General features: G+C 38.4%; 19 protein-coding genes. 16 read left to right on the forward strand and 3 right to left on the reverse strand.

Annotated elements, in window-relative coordinates; genetic code table 11:
- Window positions 1–3: 3 nt before the first annotated feature.
- The 9 genes from R2R71_RS20200 to R2R71_RS20240 all read left to right on the forward strand — a co-directional run bounded on the left by R2R71_RS20200 (window position 4) and on the right by R2R71_RS20240 (window position 10,824).
- Window positions 4–2,463, forward strand: a complete 2,460-nt coding sequence (locus R2R71_RS20200) for a glycoside hydrolase family 2 TIM barrel-domain containing protein (RefSeq protein WP_316833103.1) — start codon at window positions 4–6, stop codon at window positions 2,461–2,463.
- A 1-nt stretch (window position 2,464) separates the two neighbouring features.
- A complete protein-coding gene (locus tag R2R71_RS20205; protein ID WP_316833104.1) occupies window positions 2,465–3,649 on the forward strand; it encodes an alginate lyase family protein in 1,185 nt (394 codons plus the stop codon).
- Window position 3,650: 1 nt separating this feature from the next.
- On the forward strand, window positions 3,651–4,829 hold the full coding sequence (locus R2R71_RS20210; RefSeq protein ID WP_316833105.1) for a glycoside hydrolase family 88 protein: 1,179 nt from the start codon (window positions 3,651–3,653) through the stop codon (window positions 4,827–4,829).
- Window positions 4,830–4,831: 2 nt separating this feature from the next.
- The gene (locus R2R71_RS20215; protein ID WP_316833106.1) at window positions 4,832–5,959 is read left to right on the forward strand and encodes a glycoside hydrolase family 18 protein; all 1,128 of its coding nucleotides are present in this window, start codon (window positions 4,832–4,834) and stop codon (window positions 5,957–5,959) included.
- Between the two features lie 62 nt (window positions 5,960–6,021).
- A complete protein-coding gene (locus R2R71_RS20220; RefSeq protein WP_316833107.1) occupies window positions 6,022–7,500 on the forward strand; it encodes a glycoside hydrolase family 30 protein in 1,479 nt (492 codons plus the stop codon).
- A 6-nt stretch (window positions 7,501–7,506) separates the two neighbouring features.
- The gene (locus R2R71_RS20225) at window positions 7,507–8,328 is read left to right on the forward strand and encodes an SDR family oxidoreductase (RefSeq protein WP_316833108.1); all 822 of its coding nucleotides are present in this window, start codon (window positions 7,507–7,509) and stop codon (window positions 8,326–8,328) included.
- 3 nt (window positions 8,329–8,331) lie between these two features.
- Window positions 8,332–9,507 (forward strand): mannonate dehydratase, encoded by a 1,176-nt coding sequence (gene uxuA / locus R2R71_RS20230; RefSeq protein WP_316833109.1) that lies wholly within the window; start codon window positions 8,332–8,334, stop codon window positions 9,505–9,507.
- 341 nt (window positions 9,508–9,848) lie between these two features.
- Window positions 9,849–10,079, forward strand: a complete 231-nt coding sequence (locus tag R2R71_RS20235; RefSeq protein ID WP_316833110.1) for a hypothetical protein — start codon at window positions 9,849–9,851, stop codon at window positions 10,077–10,079.
- 142 nt (window positions 10,080–10,221) lie between these two features.
- The gene (locus R2R71_RS20240; protein WP_316833111.1) at window positions 10,222–10,824 is read left to right on the forward strand and encodes a serine acetyltransferase; all 603 of its coding nucleotides are present in this window, start codon (window positions 10,222–10,224) and stop codon (window positions 10,822–10,824) included.
- 25 nt (window positions 10,825–10,849) lie between these two features.
- Here the strand turns inward: R2R71_RS20240 and R2R71_RS20245 are convergent, their stop codons facing one another.
- Entirely contained in the window at window positions 10,850–11,497 is a 648-nt protein-coding gene (locus R2R71_RS20245; protein WP_316833112.1) for a response regulator transcription factor, read from the reverse strand.
- Between the two features lie 70 nt (window positions 11,498–11,567).
- Here R2R71_RS20245 and R2R71_RS20250 point away from each other — a divergent pair, with 70 nt between their 5' ends.
- The 5 genes from R2R71_RS20250 (at window position 11,568) to R2R71_RS20270 (ending at window position 18,052) form a co-directional block, all read left to right on the forward strand.
- A complete protein-coding gene (locus R2R71_RS20250; RefSeq protein ID WP_316833113.1) occupies window positions 11,568–12,608 on the forward strand; it encodes a sensor histidine kinase in 1,041 nt (346 codons plus the stop codon).
- Between the two features lie 61 nt (window positions 12,609–12,669).
- Window positions 12,670–13,047: a VOC family protein gene (locus tag R2R71_RS20255; RefSeq protein ID WP_316833114.1), complete on the forward strand. Its 378-nt coding sequence runs from the start codon at window positions 12,670–12,672 to the stop codon at window positions 13,045–13,047.
- A gap of 231 nt (window positions 13,048–13,278) precedes the next feature.
- Window positions 13,279–13,971, forward strand: a complete 693-nt coding sequence (locus R2R71_RS20260) for a hypothetical protein (RefSeq protein WP_316833115.1) — start codon at window positions 13,279–13,281, stop codon at window positions 13,969–13,971.
- 202 nt (window positions 13,972–14,173) lie between these two features.
- Window positions 14,174–17,170 (forward strand): AAA domain-containing protein, encoded by a 2,997-nt coding sequence (locus tag R2R71_RS20265; RefSeq protein ID WP_316833116.1) that lies wholly within the window; start codon window positions 14,174–14,176, stop codon window positions 17,168–17,170.
- A gap of 318 nt (window positions 17,171–17,488) precedes the next feature.
- Complete coding sequence (locus R2R71_RS20270; RefSeq protein ID WP_316833117.1) at window positions 17,489–18,052, forward strand: hypothetical protein; 564 nt, start codon at window positions 17,489–17,491, stop codon at window positions 18,050–18,052.
- A gap of 277 nt (window positions 18,053–18,329) precedes the next feature.
- Here the strand turns inward: R2R71_RS20270 and R2R71_RS20275 are convergent, their stop codons facing one another.
- Together R2R71_RS20275 and R2R71_RS20280 are read right to left on the reverse strand one after the other, a co-directional pair.
- On the reverse strand, window positions 18,330–18,803 hold the full coding sequence (locus R2R71_RS20275; protein ID WP_316833118.1) for a YbaK/EbsC family protein: 474 nt from the start codon (window positions 18,801–18,803) through the stop codon (window positions 18,330–18,332).
- A 2-nt stretch (window positions 18,804–18,805) separates the two neighbouring features.
- Window positions 18,806–19,444, reverse strand: a complete 639-nt coding sequence (locus tag R2R71_RS20280; protein WP_316833119.1) for a DUF6875 domain-containing protein — start codon at window positions 19,442–19,444, stop codon at window positions 18,806–18,808.
- A gap of 237 nt (window positions 19,445–19,681) precedes the next feature.
- On the opposite strand from R2R71_RS20280, the gene R2R71_RS20285 reads away from it, so the two are divergent.
- Both R2R71_RS20285 and R2R71_RS20290 read left to right on the forward strand, forming a co-directional pair.
- Window positions 19,682–22,282 carry an amino acid adenylation domain-containing protein gene (locus tag R2R71_RS20285; RefSeq protein ID WP_316833120.1) on the forward strand — a complete coding sequence of 867 codons (2,601 nt, stop codon included), beginning with the start codon at window positions 19,682–19,684 and terminating at the stop codon, window positions 22,280–22,282.
- A 176-nt stretch (window positions 22,283–22,458) separates the two neighbouring features.
- Window positions 22,459–23,361, forward strand: coding sequence for a glycosyltransferase family 1 protein (locus tag R2R71_RS20290; protein WP_316833121.1), 903 nt, complete (start codon window positions 22,459–22,461; stop codon window positions 23,359–23,361).
- Window positions 23,362–23,537 lie beyond the last annotated feature (176 nt).

The raw sequence follows: 23,537 nt of genomic DNA on the forward strand, positions 1-23,537 counted from the left end.
AACATGTTTAATAAGAAAAGTTATATTGTTTTCATAAAGTTATTGTTGATCAGTTTTTTAGCCTCTTCACAGCAAAGTATTAGGTTAAATAATAACTGGGAATTTTTAAAACAGGATTTAGGTGGCATCTGGGAAGCAGTTCGTCCGGTAGGCTTGGGCAATCCTGAAGCGGTTCCCCTGTGGCAGCAGGTTAAACTTCCTCATTGTGTAAATGCTGAAGATGCTGTAGATCCTGATGTAAATTATTACCAGGGACCAGCATGGTACCGCACACAGTTGGCCATTTCAAATCCTTATCAGAAAGGCCGGACATTGCTGCGTTTTGAAGGTGCCGGACAAAAAACCGAAGTATATGTTTACACAACTAAGGTTGGAAGCCATACCGGTGGTTACGACGAATGGACGGTTGATATCACCGACGCCGTAGCGGCCTTTAAAAAGACTGAAGCCTTCAGTAAGCAGTTTAAAGGAAAAGTTCCCGTATCAATACGGACAGATAACAGCAGAGACCTGGAGATGATTCCTTCTGATTTATCTGATTTCAATGTTTACGGCGGTATTTACCGTTACCTGAATTTAGTTTATGCACCGGCATTATCAGTAGATAAAATATTTGCTAAAGCAGAGGTTGATTCGCTCGGCAAATTCGGTAAACTGAATGTGAAAGCCCGCTTATATAACCCTAATCATTATGGTGGAGGTAGTTTTCGGCTAAAACTGCTTGATCCCAAGGGAAAAATGGTGAGTGAAACGTTTAAAAAATTTGAATCATCTGAAGATTTGCAACTGTGGGATATAGAGATTAAAAAACCAATACTTTGGTCAACAGATAAACCTGCTCAATATACATTGCAATATGAAATCACTTCCGCTGAAAGTAGCGACAAGGGAGAAGAAAAAATAGGTTTTCGTCATATAAATTTTGTTGAAAAAGGGCATTTTAAACTGAATGGTAAACGTTTACTGCTTCGCGGTACGCACCGCCATGAAGATCATGCAGGCCTTGCCGCGGCGATGACAGAAGACCTCATCCGCCAGGAAATGGTCATGATGAAGGATATGGGCGTAAACTTTATCCGCCTCGGTCATTACCAGCAGTCGCGTATTGTACTTAATCTTTGCGATAGCCTTGGTATCCTGGTCTGGGAGGAAATTCCCTGGTGCAGGGGTGGCTTAGGTGGCGAGCTTTATAAAAACCAGGCACGTACCATGCTTAAAAACATGATCGAGCAGCATTACAACCATCCTTCCATTATGATATGGGGATTAGGGAATGAAAACGACTGGCCGGGAGACTTCCCTGAATTTGATAAAGAGAAAATCAGGACTTTCATGAAAGAACTGAACGATGAATCACACCGCCTCGATGCTTCAAGGTATACCGCCATCAGGCGTTGCGACTTTTGCAGCGATATTGTAGACGTTTACTCTCCGTCCATCTGGGCGGGCTGGTACCGTGGTGCCTATACTGATTATAAACAGGCCTCTGCGGATGAATTTAAGAAGGTAAAACGCTTTCTTCATGTAGAATGGGGTGGCGACAGCCATGCTTTACGCCATTCAGAAAATCCCGACAAGGCATTAAGCAAAATTAAAACGGGTGGCGCAACAGATGAAAGGGCAGGTGATGCTTCGCTTTATGGTGGAGCGGCAAGAATCTCTAAGGATGGCGACTGGAGTGAGTCTTACATCGCAAACCTCATCGACTGGCATTTAAAGGAACAGGAAACCATGCCCTGGTTAAGTGGCACTGCCTACTGGCCTTTTAAAGATTTCTCAACGCCTGTTCGGCCTGACAACCCAATACCGTACATGAACCAGAAAGGTGTAGTAGAAAGGGATCTGACAAAGAAAGAGGCTTACTATGTATTTCAATCTTACTGGACAGACAAGCCGATGGTTCATATATATGGCCATACCTGGCCGGTGCGCTGGGGCGATGAAGGTGAAGAGAAAATGGTAAAGGTTTATTCAAACTGTACGGAGGCCGAAATCTTCCTCAATGGTAAATCATATGGTACAAAAAAGCGGAACAGCCAGGATTACCCTGCTGCAGGTTTGCACTGGAACTTACCCTTTCTGAAAGGAGAAAATACGGTTAAAGTGATCGCAAGGAAGGGAAAACAAACAGTTACGGATGAGCTTAAATTTAATTACCAGACCGAAAAATGGACAAAGCCTGTAAAAATGGAACTGAAGAAAATCGCTCAGCAAGGCGATGTGGCAACAGTAGAAGTTAAACTGTATGATAAGGATGGTGTACAATGCCTCGATGCTGTTAACTGGATTGATTTTGGCTTAACCGGCGATGGAAAACTGATAGACAACAGGGGGACTTCTTCCGGCTCACGCAAGGTTCAGGCATACAATGGCCGGGCAATCATCAGCTTAAATTTAAACAAGGGTAAGAGTGTTGTTTCAGTTAAGTCAGCAGGTTTACCTACAGTATTTACAACATTATAACATGAAGAAAATTAAAGCATTAGCATTACTTGTATTTATTTATACTTCAGGTATGGCATTTACAAGCATCAGGGCAGGAAAGAAGGCCGATCTGAAAAAAGAAGCTACTGAAGTACTCAAAAAACAGGTGCTGGCAGAAGCCTCATGGGCAATGACACAGCAACCCGTAACGGTTACAGCAGCCAGCTCGCCCCGCAGTGCCGGTGGCAAACATGATTTTTTCTCTGAAGCCGATTATTTTTGGCCTGATCCACAGAACCCCGAAGGGCCATACATTAACCGCGATGGTATGACAAACCCCGATAACTTTCTCGAACACCGCAAGGCAATGGTACGTTTTAGTAAAATTATTGGTGCCTTGGCATCTGCCTATAAAATCACTGGCGATGAAAAATATGTTAAACAGGCATTGATCCATTTAAAGGCCTGGTTCGTTAATCAGGAAACCTTAATGAACCCGAATCTGCTATATGCACAAGCCGTAAAAGGAAGGTTCACCGGCCGCAATTATGGAATTATCGATACCATTCACCTGATGGAAGTGGCACAAGGAACCCTGGTAATGGAAAATGCCAAAGCCTTTGATAAGGCAACACTTAAAGCCGTGAAGAAATGGTTTGCCGATTATACCCTTTGGTTAAATACCTCGAAGCCCGGTATTCAGGAAAAAACTGTTAAAAACAACCATGCTACCTGTTGGGCAATGCAGGTGGCGTCATTTGCCCGTCTTTATGGCGATGAAAATATGCTCGATTCGATCAGAACGAATTACAAAACCAATTTACTGCCCAATCAAATGGCTGTAGATGGGAGTTTTCCACTCGAAATGGCCCGTACAAAGCCTTATGGATATTCCATTTTCAACCTGGATGCCATGACCATGCTTTGCCAGATTTTATCTTCTCCAAAAGAAAACCTCTGGGATTTTCAAACTGGTGATGGTAAATCCATACGCAAGGGAATTTCCTTTTTATACCCTTTCATTGCAGATAAAAGCAAATGGACATTAGCACCCGATGTAATGTATTGGGATAACTGGCCCGTGGCACAGCCCTTTCTGCTCTTCGGTGCCAATGCATTTAACGAACAAAGCTGGTACAACACCTGGAAAAAATTAGATCACAAACCTCAGGTAGAAGAGGTAATAAGAAATCTTCCAATCCGTAATCCCTTAATCTGGTTATAATATGAAATCCAAAATTAACGTAGCGCTCTTATTGTCTTTGTCATTTACTGCCGTTAAGGCGCAAAAGACTGATGTGGCGAAAGCATTTTCAGCTGCAGCAAAACAAACTGATGTTCTGGTAAAGAACGTAGATTCCGCCCGGAAAATAAAACCCAATCTGGTATCACCAAGAACAGTCGAAAACGGTCAGTTTAAAATGGTGGTTTCAAAAGACTGGACAAGCGGTTTCTTTCCAGCCGAGCTGTGGTATTTTTATGAATATACTAAAGACAGGAAATGGCTCGATCTTGCTAAGAAATATACCGAAGACATTAAAAAAGAACAATACAACAAAGGGACGCACGATTTGGGCTTTATGGTGTATTGCCCTTTCGGAAACGGCTATAAAATCACTAAAGACACAGCCTATCGGGCGGTGATTATCCAGGCGGCGAAATCATTGTCTACACGCTTCAATAAAACTGCTGGTGTAATAAAATCATGGGACCATAACGGCGATAAATGGAAATACCCGGTAATTATCGATAATATGATGAACCTCGAACTGCTTTTCGAAGCAACAAAGTTTACAGGCGATTCTTCTTTCTACAAGATTGCCATTTCACATGCCGATAACACCATTAAAAATCATTTCCGTCCCGACTTTAGTTCTTATCATGTAATTGATTATGATACCACAACCAGGGGTAATATTTTACAGAAAGTTACGGCACAGGGCTATGCGAATGAGTCGGCCTGGGCACGTGGACAGGCCTGGGCATTATATGGCTTTACCATGTGTTACCGTGAAACTAAAAATAAATCTTATCTTGCTCAGGCAGATGGTGTTGCAAATTTTATCTTAAGCTCTAAAATAACCCCTGCTGATGGTATTCCATACTGGGATTATAACGACCCGAAGATTCCTGATGTATCCAGGGATGCTTCTGCGGCAGCCATTACCGCTTCGGCGCTTTATGAGCTTGCCGGCTATAGCAAGGAGGGTAAAAAATACAAGGCAGCAGCCGATAAGATTTTATACGCATTGAGCACAAAATATACCAGCAAACTAGGCGATAATTATGGTTTTATATTGGAACACAGCACAGGGCATCGTCCGGCTAAATCTGAAATAGATGTACCGATTAATTATGCCGATTATTACTATCTTGAAGCATTATTAAGAAGCAAAAACAAATAACGATGAAGCGCCTGAAGATTTTAAGCGCACTGCTGCTTTTAATTGCCGTAACAGCATTTACAGCCATGCGAGCCGATAAATTAAAGCCCGCAAAGGTGGTGATCGGATATGTCGGCGGCTACAAGGGGCTGGCTGATTTAAGTCGTTTAGACCCTAAAAAGCTTACCCACATCAACTATGCTTTTGTAAACGTTAAAAATAACAGGGCATTTTTACAGCGTGAAGCAACGGATACCGTAAACCTGAATAACCTGAATAAGTTAAAGCAGCAAAATCCCGGGCTTAAAATACTAATATCGATAGGTGGCTGGTCATGGAGCGAGAATTTCTCCGACGCCGCACTTTCTGATACTTCAAGAAAGGCTTTTGCAGGCAGTGCCGTTCAGATTATCCAGAAGTATAAGCTTGATGGTGTCGACATCGACTGGGAATATCCGGGTATTCCGGGAGAAGAAGGCAATATTTACCGCCCGGAGGATAAACAGAACTTTACCCTGATGCTCAGAGAAGTGAGGCTGGCGCTTGATACACTGGAGAAAACAACAAAAGAAAAAAAGCTGCTTACCATTGCGGTTGGTGGCTTTACCAATTTTCTCAACCATACAGAAATGGGGCAGGCACAACAATACCTGGATTATGTAAACCTGATGACCTACGATTTTTCAAATGGGGCGGTTGCCGGTCACCACACCAATCTTTACGATTCAAAGCAGTTTCCCGGTACCCATAGCGGCGATAAAAGCTTCAGGGAATATGTGGCAGCTGGTGTACCTGCAGATAAACTCGTCATGGGCATTGCCTTTTACAGCAGGGCTTTTACCTTAAAAGCCAATGCAATGAATGGTTTAGGCGATTCCGTATTAACCGGCAGGTATGGAAAAGGTTATACCTTTATTAAAGATAGCCTGGTGAATAAAAACGGCTTTGTGGCCTTTCGAGACAAGGATGCCAAAGCACCTTATATTTTTAATGCAACAACCAAAGAGTACATGACTTACGATGACGAAGAATCGGTTAAGGAAAAATGTAAGTATGTACTGAAAAATAATATGGCCGGCGTAATGTTCTGGGAGTATGCCTCAGATCCAAAAGACTATTTGTTAAACCAAATTAATAAGACTTTAAAATAGCATTGCGCCTATTATTTTTATATTATTGTAATCAAACCCTATATCATAAACGAGCCAAAATAATGAAACAAAATCTAAGCCTGCTTTTAATTTTAGCAACAGCTTTTACAGCAGGAGCACAATTAAAAAAAGCGACAAAACCAGTTGCAAAACCTGCTCAAAACTATACCACCACAAATAAAAAAGTTTCGGTATACGTTACAGCTCAAAATTCTGATTACAGAATCCGCAGAACTGAAACCTTAAATTTTACGGAAAATAAGCAACCATTTGAAACAGAACCTTGCGTTTTTGTCGATCCTACCATAAAATACCAGACACTGGTGGGTATTGGTGGCGCTTTAACTGATGCATCAGCAGAAACATTTGCCAGGCTTTCCAGGAAGAACCAAGACGAGCTGATGGAAAAATATTATAACCCCACCAGTGGCATTGGTTATACCCTGGCACGTACCAATATTGCCAGCTGCGATTTCTCCAGCGGAAGCTATACCTATGTTAAGGATAACGACAAGGAGCTGAAAACATTCAGCGTTGCGCATGATGAGCAGTATAAAATTCCTTTGATTAAAGACGCTATTAAAGCTGCAGGCGGTAAATTAACACTGTTTGTAAGCCCTTGGTCGCCACCGGCATGGATGAAAGATAATAACAGTTTACTGGGTGGCGGACATTTGCTTCCTGCATATCGCCAGAGCTGGGCAAACCACTATGTAAAGTTTATCAAAACCTACGAATCAATGGGCATGCCTATCTGGGGGCTGAGCGTACAGAATGAACCCATGGCGAAGCAAAAATGGGAATCGTGCCTGTACACAGCTGAAGAAGAACGCGATTTCATCAAAAACTTCTTAGGGCCAACCCTGCAAAAATCAGGTCTGGCAAGCAAAAAGTTAATTGCATGGGACCATAACCGCGATCAGATTTTCCAAAGGGCAAGTACCATTCTGAACGATAAGGATGCCGCAAAATATGTCTGGGGAATTGGGTTCCACTGGTACGAAACCTGGACAGGTAGCCAGATGCAGTTTGGCAATGTAAAACAAACACATGAGGCATACCCGGATAAAGCATTGATCTTTACCGAAGGTTGTAAAGAAAAATATGATGTAACGAAATTAGACGACTGGACATTAGGCGAACGCTACGGTTACTCTTTAATCAACGACTTTAACAGCGGTACAGCAGCCTGGACCGACTGGAACATCCTTTTAGATGAAAACGGTGGACCTAATCACGTAGGTAACTTCTGCTTTGCACCGGTACATGCCGATACAAAAAGTGATAAGTTAATCTACACCAACGCTTTCTACTATATGGGCCACTTTTCGAAGTTTATTCGTCCGGGGGCAAAAAGAATAGGAACCGCTTCCAGCCGCGATAAACTGCAAACAACGGCATTTATGAATACCGATGGTAAAATAGCTGTTGTGGTAATGAACCAGTCTGATGATAGCCTGAAATACAGCCTATGGATTAAAGGACAGGCAGCAACAACCACGAGCATGCCACATTCAATAACCACATTAGTTATAGAATAAGTAGTGATGAATAAAGGATTGGATTTATTCTCGTTACAGGATAAAGTAATTGTTGTAACGGGTGCTACAGGTGTGCTTGGCGAAGCCTTCGTTAATGGAATCGCTTCCGCAGGTGCCAGTGTGGTTATATCGGGCAGGAACGAAGAAATTGCCAGCCAAAGGGCAGCAGAAGTAAACAGGAATGGCGGGAAGGCTATTTTCATAATTGCCAATGTACTCGATGAACCCGCACTCATGGCAGCCAATGAAAGAGTAATTGCCGAATTTGGCAGGGTAGATGCACTGGTTAATGCAGCAGGCGGAAATGTAGCCGAAGCAGTAGTTCAGCCCGATAAAGGTGTATTCGACCTTAATATTCAGGCATTGAAACAGGCTTTCGATTTAAACCTTTTCGGTACCATACTGCCAACCCAGGTTTTTGGAAAGGAAATAGCCCGGCAGGGCGGGAGCATTGTGAATATTTCTTCCGTTTCTGCTTCGCAGGCCATTACAAGGGTTTTGGGCTATTCGCTTGCTAAATCTGCGATCGATAGCTATACCAAATGGATGGCTGTAGAACTGGCCAATCGTTATGGCGATAAAATAAGGATGAATGCCATAGTACCCGGTTTTTTCATTACCAACCAGAACAGGGCATTATTAACCAATACCGATGGTAGCTTAACGGCGAGGGGTAACGCCATTATTTCAAAAACACCTTATAAGCGCTTTGGTAATCCCGAGGAACTTATCGGTGCATTGATTTATTTGCTGAGCGATGCCTCGAAATTTGTAAACGGAGAAAACTTAACAGTCGATGGAGGCTTTTGTGCCTTTTCAGGCGTATAATTTATGGAAACTAAATATAAAAAATTAGAACAAACATGGCGTTGGTACGGACCCAACGATCCGGTAAGCCTGCAGGATGTAAAGCAGGCGGGTGCAACAGGCATCGTAACAGCCTTACACCATATTCCGCATGGCGAAATCTGGCCGGTTGAAGATATCCTGGAAAGAAAAGCAATCATTGAAGCCACAGGCCTTACCTGGTCGGTAGTGGAAAGTGTACCCGTACACGAAGCCATCAAAACCAGAAGGGCTGATGCCGGTCAATATATCGAAAACTATAAAACATCTTTAAAGAACCTGGCACAGTGTGGGATCAGGATCGTGTGCTACAACTTTATGCCTGTGCTCGACTGGACTCGTACCCAGCTGGACCTGGAAATGACCGACGGCTCCAAAGCTTTATATTTCAACTGGATCGACCTCGCAGTATTCGATCTTCACATCCTGAAAAGAGAAGGTGCAGCGGCAGATTATCCGCATTCGGTACTGGAGCGTGCAGAAGCTAAATTTGCAACCCTAAACCAGCAGCAGCTTGATGATTTACGGATTAACGTTTTAATGGGTATCCCGAACGAAAAAGAAATCGAACTGGAAACCCTGCGCAACAGCATCAACGAATATGCCGCAATTGGCTTTAATGGCCTACGCGAAAACCTGGTTTATTTCCTTTCATCAATTGCCGACGTTTGCGAAAGTGAAGGCATAAAAATGACCATTCACCCCGACGATCCGCCATACCCGATTTTAGGTTTACCGAGAATCGCCAGTACCATCGACGATTTTAACTACATCCTTAAAAATGTAGATAAACCCTTTAATGGTGTTTGTTTCTGCACAGGTTCCCTGGGAGCCGGAGTAGACAACAATGGCCTGGAAATATTTCATGCCGTAAAAGAACGCGTTTATTTTGCGCACCTGCGTAATGTAACCAAAGATGAAGACGGCAGTTTCTATGAAGCCGACCATTTGGGTGGCGACGTAAACATGTACGAAATCATGAAGGCAATTTCAGAAGAAAATGCATTGAGGGATAAATCGATCCCTTTCCGTCCTGACCACGGCCACCAGATGCTCGACGACCTGGCAAAACAAACCAACCCGGGCTATTCAGCAATAGGCCGTTTAAGAGGCCTTGCCGAACTCCGTGGCCTCGAAGTTGGCGTAACAGGAAATTATTAAAAATCTTTCCAACTGGTTGGTACCCTCACCAACCAGTTTTAATTTATAACCCTAATCTCTGCATTTTCCTCCTCTGCATTCCTCCGCAGGAAAACCTTTTTTACACCACGTATAATTTTTCCCAATCTGCGTATATCCGCGTAATCTGCGGGAGCAATCCTTTTGCATCATGCACGCTTTTCTCTTCTGCGCTCATCCGCGTAATCCGCGGGAAAACCCCTTTTGCATCATGCATACATCTTTCCTCCTCTGCCTAATCCGCGGGAAAACCCAATTATCTTTCCTCCCCCTAAAACAGGATTAACTTAAATTTGTTAACCATAAACCCTAATGAAATAATTATGGAAGCACAAAATAATCCCGGCAAGAGAATCCTTAAACCGTCCGTTATTCATGATGATCTCCCCGAGGTAAAAAAACCGGAACATTTAAGGAAAACGGTAGATCACGACAGCGATTTACCCGAAAACCCTGAAAGAAACTACCACCACGAAGAATTCATCGATTTTAAAGGCAGTCATGACGAAATCAGCCATGCAGATGATGATGTATGGAATGGTGAAGATGCCTGAATCATGGCCTTTAAGGGCTATATAAACCATCATGGAAATAAGTTACTTTTATTAAATATATTAGGTTAAGTGCCTGGTATTTTAATGAATGATCGTCCCAAACTTATATTCATGCAACTAACCAATTTTTTTAGCCCCGCACATGATGAGCAATCTGTCGAATAATCAGGTTTACTATCCTGTTTTTCAGGATTGGAAGGTAAACAGCGCTAACATGCCTGGCAGGTGTGTTATGGTTTTATTCCGGATGGCCGTATGGAGCAGGAGTAGACCCCTTTTAACCATACTTTTTTTCTGGTACCTTATTTTATATAAAGTGTTTATCGAATGGCTTAGCGGCATACAGATCAGCACCGGTGCATCCATTGCCCCCGGACTGCGACTCGAAGGATGCAGGGGAACATCAATCGACAGTGGAACCGTTATCGGTGCAAACTGTACCCTGAGGCAGTTAACAACCATCGGAAGAAAAAAGCTCGTTGATAATTCTTACAGCAATTCACCCAGGATCGGTGATAATGTTGATATCGGTGTAAATGCTATTATAATAGGGCAGGTAGAAATCGGTAATAATGTGGTAATCGGAGCTGGAGCTGTGGTAACCAAAAGCGTTTCCGATCATTCGGTGATGGCGGGCAATCCGGCAAAATTACTGAAGAAGGTGTACGACTTTCCCGGTTCAGAAGAGCGTGAAAATAAGATTGAGGCACTTGATGAAACCGTTACCCTCCTCGACAGGGTGTAGCGATAATCTCATCAGGCTTAAAGTCTCAGGAATTTGCCAGGTTCGAACCCAGGTTGTATTGATTGAACTTGTTCAGGGCCTCTACCTTGTTTTGTACATGCAGGCGTTTGTATATGTTCTTACAATGGTTTTTAACGGTATTCTGGCTGATCTGCAGGCGGTCCGAAATCTCTTTGTATAAAAGGCCTTCACTCAGCAATGATAATACTTCCAGCTCACGGCTGCTCAGACCAAACTCGTTATTATCCGCACTTTTGTGATGCAGTAAATTAATCACTTTTCTGGCGATGTAAGGGCTCATTGGCGAACCGCCGTTATATAAATCAATAATGGCATTCTGTATTTCTATGGCCGAAGAACCTTTTACAATGTAGCCCGATGCACCGGCCTTTAAGGCATTAAATACATATTCATTGTTCTGGTAACCGCTGCACATTAAGAACTGCGTAAACTCCAGGCTCGGTTTTACCCTTTGTATCAATTCAATGCCCGAAATGGATTTTAACTTAATGTCGACAACCGCAATATCAGGGGGATTTAAAGGTAACTGGATTAAGGCCTCCTCAGCAGAAGAATAAACATCGTTTATTTTGAATAAGCCATTCTCTTCCACTGCTTTAACCAGCGAATTCCGGTAGTTGTCATGATCTTCGACAATAGATATAGAAATCATTTTTACAGTTATTTAGGGATAAGCAAAAGATAAAAAATATATTATATTCGTACAATCATCTCTACATCACATGTTTCAAAAGCCTGTAATCAAAATAGTCATTTTAATTTTTTCCATCTTTTGTACCTGTGGTTCTGTTAATGCTTCGGCAAGCTATGCGGGCGATAAAAAGGTTCACAAGGCACACCGGAAAGTATCTGATCCGGCAATCAGGAAAAACAAGCCAACAGCTAATGTAAGTGATAATTCTTTGGCTTCAAAAAAAAATGAAGTTCTTTTAAAGGATTCAGTAGCAGCTTCATTGCCTCCCGAAGAGCCTTCAGTGCTAAAAACAACAGCTTCATGGTTTCAGGGCTGGGCCATTGAAATTGTCATATTTTTGGTACTTGGCATTTTGCTGCTTTACCTCCTGTATAAAAACTCCCGGATAAAGGTATATTCCAAAGCCAGATACATGCAGCAGAAGAAATATATAGCGGCAGAGCGGCAACGGATCAGCAGTGAAATGCATGATGAAATCGGTGCCGGATTATCTGCCATTAAATTATTCTCAGAGATGGCTGCCCGTAACCGTAAGGATGTTGACGAGATCAGGCAGATCAATGTAATGGTGAACGATATTGCTGATAAGATCAATGAGATTATCTGGAGTACCAATGCCGATAGCGATAACCTGGAAAGCCTTTTCGATTTTATCGAGGGCCAGTCGCGAAAACTGTTCGAACATTCTAATATCAACTTTACTGCAAGTTTACCTTATGATATTCCCGAAGGATCGGTGAGCAGCCAGGTAAGGCGGAACAATTACCTTTTAATAAAGGAAATCGTACATAATGCTTTAAAACATTCGCAAGCCACAACCGTGCATCTGAGCATCACGATTAATAACGGGTTAATTTTATACAATGTAAAGGATAATGGGATTGGCTTCGACCCCAACAAGACGAAAATCAATTCTATGGGCTTATCCAATGTTAAACTCCGTATCGAAAAACTAAAAGGCAGTTTCATCATCGAAAACTATAAAGGCACCAGCATTTTGATCAAAATTCCGGTTAATGCAGTGATTACGGCTGATGAAACGAAAAGAAAGCGCTTCTATTTTTTTTAAACATATAGCGGTGTGCTTTCTGGAAGTTAATCACAATTCAATACTTTAAACAAACATAAACATGAAAAAAGTTACAGGCATTGGTGGTATTTTCTTTAAATGTAAAGATCCCAAAAAAATGACGGAATGGTACCAGCAGCACCTTGGTTTAGATACCAATCCCTATGGCGCAACCTTTGAATGGTACGAGGCAGCCGACAGTAGCGTAAAGGCACAAACCCAGTGGACACCTTTTGCAGAATCCACAAAATACTTCGAACCATCGGCCAGGGAATTCATGATTAATTACAGGGTAGAAAACCTCGAAGCACTGGTTGCCGAACTCCGGAAAGAAGGAGTTACCATTCTCGATGCAATTGAAACTTATGATTACGGCAAGTTTGTGCATATCCTAGATGCCGAAGGCAATAAAATCGAACTCTGGGAACCTAAAGACTAAGTATTGGTGTTATATCCAATAATTTCCTATTTTAGTGAAACTAATATCCGCTCTCGTTCTTCAAACTTCTTCCTTATTTATCCGATTATAAACGGTTATAAATGTTTAACTCAGGTAATAATTATTCGAAACACGCAACCTAAAAATCATTTGATTATTGCTTGTTTGCATTGAATTAAAGTTTTTTTGGAAAGGGAGTTGCGTGTGTTTAGGAGTTATAGGGCATTTTAAATGACGACACTACCACAAAACATAAAAGAAATATTTTATAAGACAATCAAAGGCGACATTTCACTTGACGACTTTGAACAGTGGTTGTATGCCGACAAAGAACTTGAAAAGTATTTGAACTCTAACAACTATCTTGACTTAATTTCTTTAAATTTTAAGAAAAGCGGGGCAAAATATGAACTTTGGAACTTGCTAAAAAAGCATATTGACCTCGGAGAATTTGAAACATACAAAATGCTTGGACTTCTAAATGAAGCGAAGCAAAAGACCGAGCGACTTCCGTATGTTTTAATGGAGTTTTACGACTTGTATTGTAAAGGCTATAACTTTTTTCAAGACCTCGGACTTGGAATTGGACTTGCGGTTGAAGTGCCAAGAGTAAATAACACTACTGCTGACACTTGGGACGAATTAACAAGCGAACAACAAAAAGAACTTTTGGACAGTTTTTCACCCGAACTTGAAGAATGTATTAAACAAGTTATTTATTGGCTTGAAACAAAGAAAATTATTTTGACTGGTGAGCAAGACGAAATTGGTCATTATGAATATAAAGACTTACGAACCGAAGACGAAAAAAAATCAAAACTTTGGGTGACAGTTTCAGAAGACAAAGAAACAGGATTTTCGGCAAGTAAGAACACAATTTGGGACAAGCAAACCGAGAAAAAATGGTGGGAATTTTGGAAATGAAAACAATAGATGGACAAAGAAAAACGCCCTATAACACGGGTTTTGCGTCAGGCGGGGTGACGTACAAATTTGGAGCTTTGTGCTTCTATTAAACTTTAGTAATAAATTGAAACTTTGTGCTCCGAAACCCGCCCGAACGCAAAGCCAGAAAACGTTAGGCGATATGCTAAGAGAACCCTCCGAAAATAACAGACAATAAAGAATGGAAGATAAAAAATGGTTGACATATTGGAAGAAAAGCCTATCAGACTCGCTAAAAGCAGACATTGATATTGAAAAACTACAACATTTTGAAATTGAAAACTTCAAAATGGAAAGTCAATCAATTACTGAATTGGAAAAAGTAAATAAACTTATAGACTTTGAAGAAAGCCGAATAAACAAAAAGAAAGGAATACCAAACAAAGAAAGTGAAAATTGGATTTTATTAAACGAACTTCAAATTGTTATTTCTCCAATAAAAATAAAGCCAACTACAGAAAATTTAGTTATGCTTAAAGACAAAAAACCAAAATTCCCATTTTGGTTTTTTGCTCAAATTGACAGAAATGGTAACCTACAAATACCCGAAGAAACTTTTCCTGTTTTTCAAAGAAAATATTTAGAACCTCTTGCTGATGAAAGAACTGAATTTATATTTAGTTCAGTAGAAAATATAGATAATGCAACAGCAATTGGCAAAGAAGAATACACTAATTATTTAGATTATATTCAATACTTAAAAGATGTATTTAAGAAAGCAATTAATCAAGAAATTGAAAGCTATTCAATACAGGGTTATGAAACCTTAAATAATGCAATAATATTATTGCCAGACGAAGATATAAATGCTGCAATTGGAATAATTCAACTTTATGAAAAAATACTTAAAGAAAAGAACACCCCTGAATTATTAAAATCATTCATAAATTTAAAAAATGACGCCTCAAGAACGCCATTAAGTGTTCCTGAATTAATTAATAATAATTCTTTGCATTTAGGACAAATGGGATTCGATTTTCCTATCTCAATTTCACAAAGAAAGAGCTTATACACTTATTTACAATCTGATAAAAAGGCTTTTGCAGTAAATGGACCTCCAGGAACAGGAAAAACAACTTTACTGCAAAGTATTGTTGCAAACAAATTTGTTGAAAGTGCTGTAATTGGAAATAATGCTCCGATAATACTTGCTTGTTCTACAAATAATCAAGCAGTTACTAATATCATTGATAGCTTCTCCAAATCAAATACAAAAACAGGAAAACTGCAAGGGAGATGGTTGCCTGAAATTGAAGGTTATGCAACTTACTTACCTGCAAATGGTAAAACAGAAGCTGAATTAAATGGAATCAACTACAAAAAGCAAAATGGCGAAGGTTTATTTAATAGAGTAGAAAATTATGATTATTTACAAAAAGCAAAAACGTTTTTCACAGATAAAAGTGTACAATATATTGGTAAACAGATTTTTAACATAAAAGACGCTACTAAAAAACTACAAAAAGAAATCATTGAAATTCAATCAATTATTAAAGATGCTTCTGTAAAGTGGAACGATTATATTAAAGTTGAAAAAATATTTTTGACAACGTATTTAATTCCAAATTCAAATCCCAAAAAATATTATTCAAATAATATTTTAAATGAAGTTTCTTTTGGATCTGACAATGAGAGTCTAAAAAATATTGAAGAAAAAATCATATTATATTTTAATGATGAACCATTCTTTAGAAAACTATTTTGTTTTTTTGGGTTAAAATCTGCTTTGAATAATAGAGCCTCTGAAATTAGAATAATTTTAAGAGATTCATTAATTGAGGTGGCAAATGAGTTTCTATTTACAAAAAGTAACATTCTTGAAAAAATAGATTCTAAGATCAAACTTGCAAAAACAATAACTGAAAAAATTATAAACTGGAAAAATTGGAAAATCAAAAATTCAATAATAGGTAATCCACCCAAAACGGAAGAGGAATATTGGGATTTTGAATTATTGAAAATCAAAAACAATTCAGAACCAAATTGTTTTTATGACGAGTTAGATGTTTCGTATAGACACAAAGCCTTTCAATTGGCATTACATTATTGGGAAGGCGAATATCTAATAAAACTTGAAAGTGATTTAGCAGACGTAAATTTTAGTAAAAAAGGGTTAGATGCAATAAAGAACAGGTGGCAAAGACAAGCAAGGCTGACGCCTTGCTTTGTTAGCACTTTCTATATGGCACCCAAATTTTTTAGTTCATTCAAATTTTTCAAAAAAGGTGAAGATGGAAAAAATATTTTTGACACTCCTCCACTTTTTGATTTCATAGATTTGTTAATTGTGGATGAAGCAGGACAAGTTTCTCCAGAAGTGGGCGTTGCAACTTTTTCACTTGCAAAGCAGGCTGTTATTGTGGGCGATGTTAAACAAATTGAACCAGTTTGGAATATTACAAACAAAATTGACATTGGTAATTTAAAAAAATGTGACCTCATAAAAAATTATGAAGATTTAATTTATGAAAAAGAATTTGACCCAAAAGGATTTCTTTCTTCTACAGGAAGCATAATCAAAATGGCTCAAAATGCTTGCAATTTCAAAGAAAAAGGAATTACAGAAAAAGGTGTGATTTTAGTAGAACATAGACGATGTTATGATGAAATTATAAATTACTGCAATGTTTTGGCTTATAATGGACAATTAATTCCACTTAAAGGAAAAGCTAAAAATGATTTATTATTTCCTCCAATGTATTGCATTCATATTGAAGGAAATTCTACAACTTCAAACACAAGCAGACATAATCAAAATGAGGTTAATGCAATTGTAAATTGGTTAATAAAAAACAGACTTGCTATTGAGGGAAAATATGGAAAAATTGAAAATGCAGTTGGTATAATAACTCCTTTTGTAGGACAAAAAAACAGTTTAAGATACGCTTTGAAAAATGCAGGGTTTAATGTTGATATATTAAAATTGGGAACTGTTCACGCCTTACAAGGTGCAGAAAGACCAATAATATTATTTTCAATGGTATATGGAAAAGGAGATTCTGGAACGATGTTTTTTGATAGAGATAATAAACCAAATATGTTAAATGTAGCAGTATCTAGAGCAAAGGACAATTTTATAGTATTTGCTAATACTGAAATTTTAGACAAGAAAGCAAGGACGCCAAGTGGTATTTTATCAAATCATTTGACATACGAAAAACAAAGCACAATCGCCTAACAAGGGTTTGGCAAAATTGGGACAGATGTGCTAAATTCAACATTAGTAATTCTATTGAACATTTGTGCAAAATCCAAACTGACGTTTTTCAAATGCTCCAACTTCGCCAAGCCCCAAAACGTTATTCATAAGCTTAAAATGACTACACGAAGTTCTGAAAAATAGAAAAATAATTTGTTGCGGACTTGGTGGTAGAAGTTTTTGGACTCCAAATAACCATAAGTAGCTTGAGAAATACTGCTCCGAATCCGACCAAACGCCAATATCCAAACCTTCTGCATAAAACCTGCCATCCATTTAAATTCCAAACCAACAAAAATGAAAATAACCCTTGATAATTTAGAACAATTTTCTGTACCATTTGAGGAATATACGGCCAGCTGGATCTTTACTGACGAAAATGGTAGCCCGACTTCTGAAGAACATAAAGACCAGATTATTTTGCTGAACGAACAAGGCGCTAAGTTTCTCTGGGACTTTGATATTCAACTAGGAATTGCTTGCACTGAAAAATATTTTAAGACAATAACAAGTTTTGACAGTAGCACGGCCGACCAGGCAACAATTAAAAAGTACTTGTACAATCTGGGGATTCCCTTTAACCAATGGGTATTTATTGCCATGCAACCACATATGGGGTTTATTTTAACATGGAAAATGGTAATCAAATATGCGCACAATTTGTTTGCTGCTTTCGACCAGATTGTTCGTGATAGATCACTAAATTGGGCTTTAGAATTCCATCACGACAACTTATTTACTTTCGGCAAAGACAATATTTTTGATGCACAATTGGAAATGCAGCGAAACAATGAAATAAATGAAATTGCTTTGAAGAAGATAGAAGAGCGTAAAAAACAAAACAAGCTCAACAAGCGGTGAAGAATAGCCCCCTCCTCTGGTTGGTGACCCACCAACCAGAGGAGGGATGATGGTGGCCTGAGGATGGGGTACTGGAGTACTGAACAATCATGGTCGTATCGGCATGTTGCTGCATTAGCTTTGCAATGGTGCTGTCTTCCTGCTGCGTTTATCCCTTAACATATTGGTCTTACTGAGCCTATCGAAACATATGATAATATGTAAATGATACTTACACTTGTCTACTGGTTGGTTAGTCGCCTATCGAAGAATGAACATTTAGTGCTGCGATCGATTTCTAAGCGCAAATGTCTCCTAACGTTGCATTTGATATCATTACTAAATCTTGGGGATTAATTTCTATTTCCTTAGCTATTTCGCCCGAACCAGTTAAAATTGTTTCAAAATCGAGCAAGGATTTATCAATTAATACAGCTATTTCAGGATTTAGCCCAATGGCCGAAACACCTGTTATGGGATAACCGACAAGATCATCTAAGTCTTGTTTGTCAGCAACCTCAAGCTTGTTTATGCCGGCAAGTTCAGCTATCTTTTTCAGATCGAACTTTTTATTGCAGGAACATACCGCCATCACATATTTATCCTTTTTCTTTGAACGCAGAAATACTGACTTACTAATTCGTTCAATTTGAGATGCTAATGCATTTGCAAAATCCAGAGGCGAATTTATAGGCGCTGAAAAAGAACTGTGCGCAATTTCCTTATGGTTAATTTGTCTTTCACTTAATATCGATGAGATTTTGGAGTGCATACTTAGTAGTTTTTTTGAGCACCAAAGTTAATCTTTCCAAAATTATTATTGTATGCGGCTTCCAATACTGGGTCACCTTCTAGAAATGGCCAGTCGGTTTCTACCATGTTCCGAATGGCAATTAGCGGAACAGGAGATTGTAAAGGTCTGAAATGAGAATTTCTTAATCCCCCCTGTTCACATTTCTCATGAAATTGGCCTATCATCAACCCTTCCTTTACAAATTCTGGCTTAAGTAATAACTGAACACCATCGATAATGTCGAAAACTTCATCTTCTTCAAGGTTTGGGAATAGGATAGTAATCGCTTTAAATTTCTCGTCCTTTTCATTAGCAACAACCATACTTAAAAATACCTCTTTCAGATTTCTTATCAAGTTAACAATAAAATCTTTTTTTGGATTTATTTGATCAAATATACCAACCTTAAAAAAGCTTTTTTCTCGAGAGTATTGAACGTAAGGACAAACGGCACCAGTTCTTCCTAATTCTATATTCGATTTTGCCAAAAAATCAGTTACCCATGACGAAAATTTTTCCAGCTCATCTTTATATGATTTATATACCTGTGGGAGAGTACCTGAGCTTATCTCTTTCAGATTAAAGAGTATAATGTCGGATTGAGCGTTATCGATATTCAATTTTGAGGAATGTTATAGGGGTTATAAAATATATTTGAATGCTATATCAAATCAAATAATTACTTTTTTTCAAATATAAGTTTTTAACTTATAAAGTTTTGACATTTTAATTTCATAAGTTTTGCGCCAGGCCAATTAGTTAATTTCTGATAATTAATTCACTTAGCGTTTTTATACGTATATTGTGTAACTTATTTTACAAAGATTATCAGTCCCGGATAAGAGAAAGAACGCTTCATGACATCATTACTAAAGGAGGATATTACCTCAGGACATCATTTTGAAAATGCTTCAATTCCTAAACTTATTCATCAACAATACCTTAAAACACCTGAAAAAACGGCAATTAAACATAATGGTAAATTGCTTAATTACAGGGATTTAGATCTGGATTCAAATAGAATAGCAAACTTTCTATTCATCAATAATATACAACAAAATGATGTAGTTGCCGTAGCAATGGATCGGTCAATAGAGATGTCCGTTTGTCTATTGTCACTCTTAAAAGCCGGAGCTACATATTTACCAATAGACCCAAAACTACCCGTAGAACGTGTAAATTTCCTAATTAAGGACACAGGTTCAAAAATTTTGATTACTTCACAAAAATATGCTGTGCTTTATGCTGGTCATAAAAAGCTCATATTTGATGACATATATGCTGATTTATCTGCACTCTCTGATGAATACGTAGAAAATGTGGCTACGGAAAAAAGCTTAATGTACATTATTTACACCTCGGGTTCAACAGGGGTTCCGAAAGGTGTAGGTATTAAACAGCAAAGTTTATTAAACCTTTTAACCTATAGGCAGAAAAGCCCTGGAGTAGGCCCTTCTGATAATATGTTGGGTATGACAACCATGTCTTTCGATATATCTCAGGAAGAATTGTATTTGCCACTAATATCAGGAGCGCAATTAACTATAATCGATCAGGACGTTTCAAAAGATGGTCAGGCGCTTTTAGAAGTGTTAACGAATGAGTCGATAACAATAATGCAGGCAACGCCATATGTTTGGCAAATGATGCTGGAAGTGGGCTGGAACAATAAATTGCCTATAAAGGCATTTTGCGGTGGAGAAGCATTAACCAAGGATTTGGCGAACAAACTTTTAAAGCGCTGTAATGAAGTTTGGAACATGTATGGTCCTACTGAAACGACAATTTGTTCAATTGTAAAAAAATTAAGTAACAAGGATGAATTAATCACCATTGGCAAGCCTATTAGTAATACACACATTTATATATTGGATGAACATCTTGATAAAGTAAAGAATGGGGTGGAAGGAGAGCTTTACATTGGTGGCGCTGGAGTGTCTGATGGATATATTAACAGACCAGAGTTAACCGCTGAAAAGTTCGTAAAGGATAAATTCTCAGCTATTCCCGGAGCAAAGATGTACAAAACCGGCGACATGGTAAAGATGCATAGAAATGGTGATATCCAATTTATCGGCCGGATTGATAGTCAGATAAAAATTCGTGGTTATAGAATTGAAACTGAAGAAATAGAATTTCATTTAAGAGCAAATAGTAATATAAAAGATGCACTGGTACTTACACATTCAGATGATAAGTCAAATTTGAGATTAATAGCTTATTTAACATTGGAGCGTAATGATCTTAAAAATAATGCTAAATACCTGATTGTTGAATTAAAGGAAGCACTTAAAAAAGTTCTTCCCGAGTACATGGTTCCCGTAGATTATATTATTTTAGATGCTATGCCGCTTATGCCAAGCGGAAAAGTCAATCGCAATGCACTTCCAAAGCCTGAAATAAAAAGTAATGCTTTAGAGTATATTGCTCCGGAAACAGAAATGGAAAAGATAGTAGCCGATGTATGGGGTAAGAATATTGGAATTGAAAAAATTGGTGTAAATGATAATTTCTTTGATCTTGGTGGTACATCCTTGATTGCTGTTAAAACTAAAATTGAACTTGAAAAAATAACAAATAAAAGATTTTCGCCTTCCATCTTATTTAAGTACCCAACAATTAAGCAACTGGCATTGTTGATTGAAGGCACAGCAATAGAGCAATATAAGTCGCTTATTCCGATAAAACCAAATGGAAGTAATGTACCGCTTTATATAATTCATGGAATTGGATTGAATGTGTTGAATTTTCGACAAATGGCGCTGGTAATGGACGAAAACCAACCAGTGTATGGTCTACAAGCTGTTTTTTCCAAAGATGTAGGTAAGCCACTGGCTACCATAGAAGATATTGCAGGTTTCTACAATAGTGAAATTATAACACAGAATCCAAATGGTCCATACGCAATCGCAGGCTACTCCATTGGAGGAGTAATTGCCTATGAGATGGTGAAGCAGTTAAAAAGGGCAGGGAAAGATGTTAAGCTGCTAGTTATGTTCGATACTGCAATTCAGATTCCCACTCATCAATACCCTTTGTTAAAAAAAATTGGTTTCAAATTTATCAGGCAGTTTCTTAAATTACGGTTTAGGATATCATCCTTTATTAAGCAACCAACTAAAAATATTGAATACTTTATAGCAGTTTACAAAAATCAGATTGCAAAATTAAATGGCTTTAGTACGGCCGGTTTACCAGATTATATGGTGGAAACAATCCATCGCATTACGAAAGCTTTTTATCATTACAAGGTTGAACCCTATCATGTTAAGATAGACTTGTTCGTAGCAAAGAAATTTTATTATCTGGATGATCCAAAGTATTTAGGATGGAAAAAGTATGCACTGGATGGTGTAAACCCTCATAATATATCCAGTGGGCACGATGATATGTTCGATTCAGGGTATTATTTTGAAATAGCAGATGTTTTGCAGAAAAAACTTAATGAAATCAATTGATTATGTATCCAAATGTATTTATAAGGCATTTTTTTAATTTCGATATTTTGAATATTTGGTTTTATGTAGGAGCTAAAGCCATGCATCTTGGAATAATTAACATTTATTTTCGAAAGGCACCAGTAGGGTACAAGTTTTTTCCTGGGGATAAGCACGTTTTGCGATTTATTAAGTCCTTGTTTAATATAAAAACAGTTACCGGTATAGAAAAAGTTTACTTAAATCTTTGTAAAGGCTTTGATGCTTTGGGAATAAAGTACACTAAAAATCTTTCTTTCAATAAAATTAAGCCAGAAGACGCCGTAATCGTGCTTGGGGATGAATTATACCAGGGTAAGGATTTACTAAAAAGCTATAATAAACCAAATAAGATTATTGCCGGCATTGGTTTAATAACTCATCCTTCAGAATGGCCTGAACTATTTAACGATTACCCCGTAGCAGTATACCTCCAACATTGTATGTGGGCCAATAATTTATATATAAAATATTATGGCCATGATAAATGTGCTGAATGGCCCGCAGGGGTCGATACCGAGAAATGGATACCAGCAAACAATATCGAAAAGAAATATGATTTTTTAGTTTACAACAAGATAAGGTGGGACAATGAAAACCAGGAAATTACCTTAAAAAAACCCATTATAGCTAAATTAGATCAGGCTAATCTTTCTTATTGTGAGATAAAATATGGGGCGTATTTAGAAACTGATTATATCAGGTTATTGAAACAAAGTAAAGCCGTCATCTTTATTTGTGAACACGAAACTCAAGGTTTTGCATGTTGTGAAGCCATGTCAATGGATATTCCAATTCTAGCCTGGAACCCAGGTTTTTGCAGAGATCCAAATAGGTTCATATGGAATGATGCGGTGATCGAAACCTCAACAGTTCCGTTCTTTGATCACAGATGTGGATTAACATTTTTAGATTTTGACGATTTTAATATTAAGATTGAATATTTTCTGCAGTCATTGAATAATGGTGAGTATAATCCCAGGGCATATATTATGGAGAATTTAACCCTTAAAAAAAGTGCTGAGCGGATGCTGGAAATTATAAATGATGTATATAATTAGTTAAAGAAATCTAACGAATCATTTTTTCATGGAAAGGGTGCTGTCGCACGGCCTGTTAGTTGGTGGTTCCTCAACAAAATTAAGGCTTGAACTTTGATACTTTGAACATTATTGTTAGTCTAGTCTTCCGGTATTACACAAGCTAAGCCCATTGCCTTTCCATGGCATGCATAAGG

Source organism: Pedobacter aquatilis (assembly GCF_032678405.1).
Classification (GTDB): domain Bacteria; phylum Bacteroidota; class Bacteroidia; order Sphingobacteriales; family Sphingobacteriaceae; genus Pedobacter; species Pedobacter aquatilis_A.

Bases quoted from the DNA above. Each gene is read 5' to 3' on its own strand.
- R2R71_RS20200 (WP_316833103.1), top strand. From the start codon at position 4: ATGTTTAATAAGAAAAGTTATATTGTTTTCATAAAGTTATTGTTGATC.
- R2R71_RS20205 (WP_316833104.1), top strand. From the start codon at position 2,465: ATGAAGAAAATTAAAGCATTAGCATTACTTGTATTTATTTATACTTCA.
- R2R71_RS20210 (WP_316833105.1), top strand. From the start codon at position 3,651: ATGAAATCCAAAATTAACGTAGCGCTCTTATTGTCTTTGTCATTTACT.
- R2R71_RS20215 (WP_316833106.1), top strand. From the start codon at position 4,832: ATGAAGCGCCTGAAGATTTTAAGCGCACTGCTGCTTTTAATTGCCGTA.
- R2R71_RS20220 (WP_316833107.1), top strand. From the start codon at position 6,022: ATGAAACAAAATCTAAGCCTGCTTTTAATTTTAGCAACAGCTTTTACA.
- R2R71_RS20225 (WP_316833108.1), top strand. From the start codon at position 7,507: ATGAATAAAGGATTGGATTTATTCTCGTTACAGGATAAAGTAATTGTT.
- uxuA (WP_316833109.1), top strand. From the start codon at position 8,332: ATGGAAACTAAATATAAAAAATTAGAACAAACATGGCGTTGGTACGGA.
- R2R71_RS20235 (WP_316833110.1), top strand. From the start codon at position 9,849: ATGGAAGCACAAAATAATCCCGGCAAGAGAATCCTTAAACCGTCCGTT.
- R2R71_RS20240 (WP_316833111.1), top strand. From the start codon at position 10,222: ATGATGAGCAATCTGTCGAATAATCAGGTTTACTATCCTGTTTTTCAG.
- R2R71_RS20245 (WP_316833112.1), bottom strand. From the start codon at position 11,497: ATGATTTCTATATCTATTGTCGAAGATCATGACAACTACCGGAATTCG.
- R2R71_RS20250 (WP_316833113.1), top strand. From the start codon at position 11,568: ATGTTTCAAAAGCCTGTAATCAAAATAGTCATTTTAATTTTTTCCATC.
- R2R71_RS20255 (WP_316833114.1), top strand. From the start codon at position 12,670: ATGAAAAAAGTTACAGGCATTGGTGGTATTTTCTTTAAATGTAAAGAT.
- R2R71_RS20260 (WP_316833115.1), top strand. From the start codon at position 13,279: ATGACGACACTACCACAAAACATAAAAGAAATATTTTATAAGACAATC.
- R2R71_RS20265 (WP_316833116.1), top strand. From the start codon at position 14,174: ATGGAAGATAAAAAATGGTTGACATATTGGAAGAAAAGCCTATCAGAC.
- R2R71_RS20270 (WP_316833117.1), top strand. From the start codon at position 17,489: ATGAAAATAACCCTTGATAATTTAGAACAATTTTCTGTACCATTTGAG.
- R2R71_RS20275 (WP_316833118.1), bottom strand. From the start codon at position 18,803: ATGCACTCCAAAATCTCATCGATATTAAGTGAAAGACAAATTAACCAT.
- R2R71_RS20285 (WP_316833120.1), top strand. From the start codon at position 19,682: ATGACATCATTACTAAAGGAGGATATTACCTCAGGACATCATTTTGAA.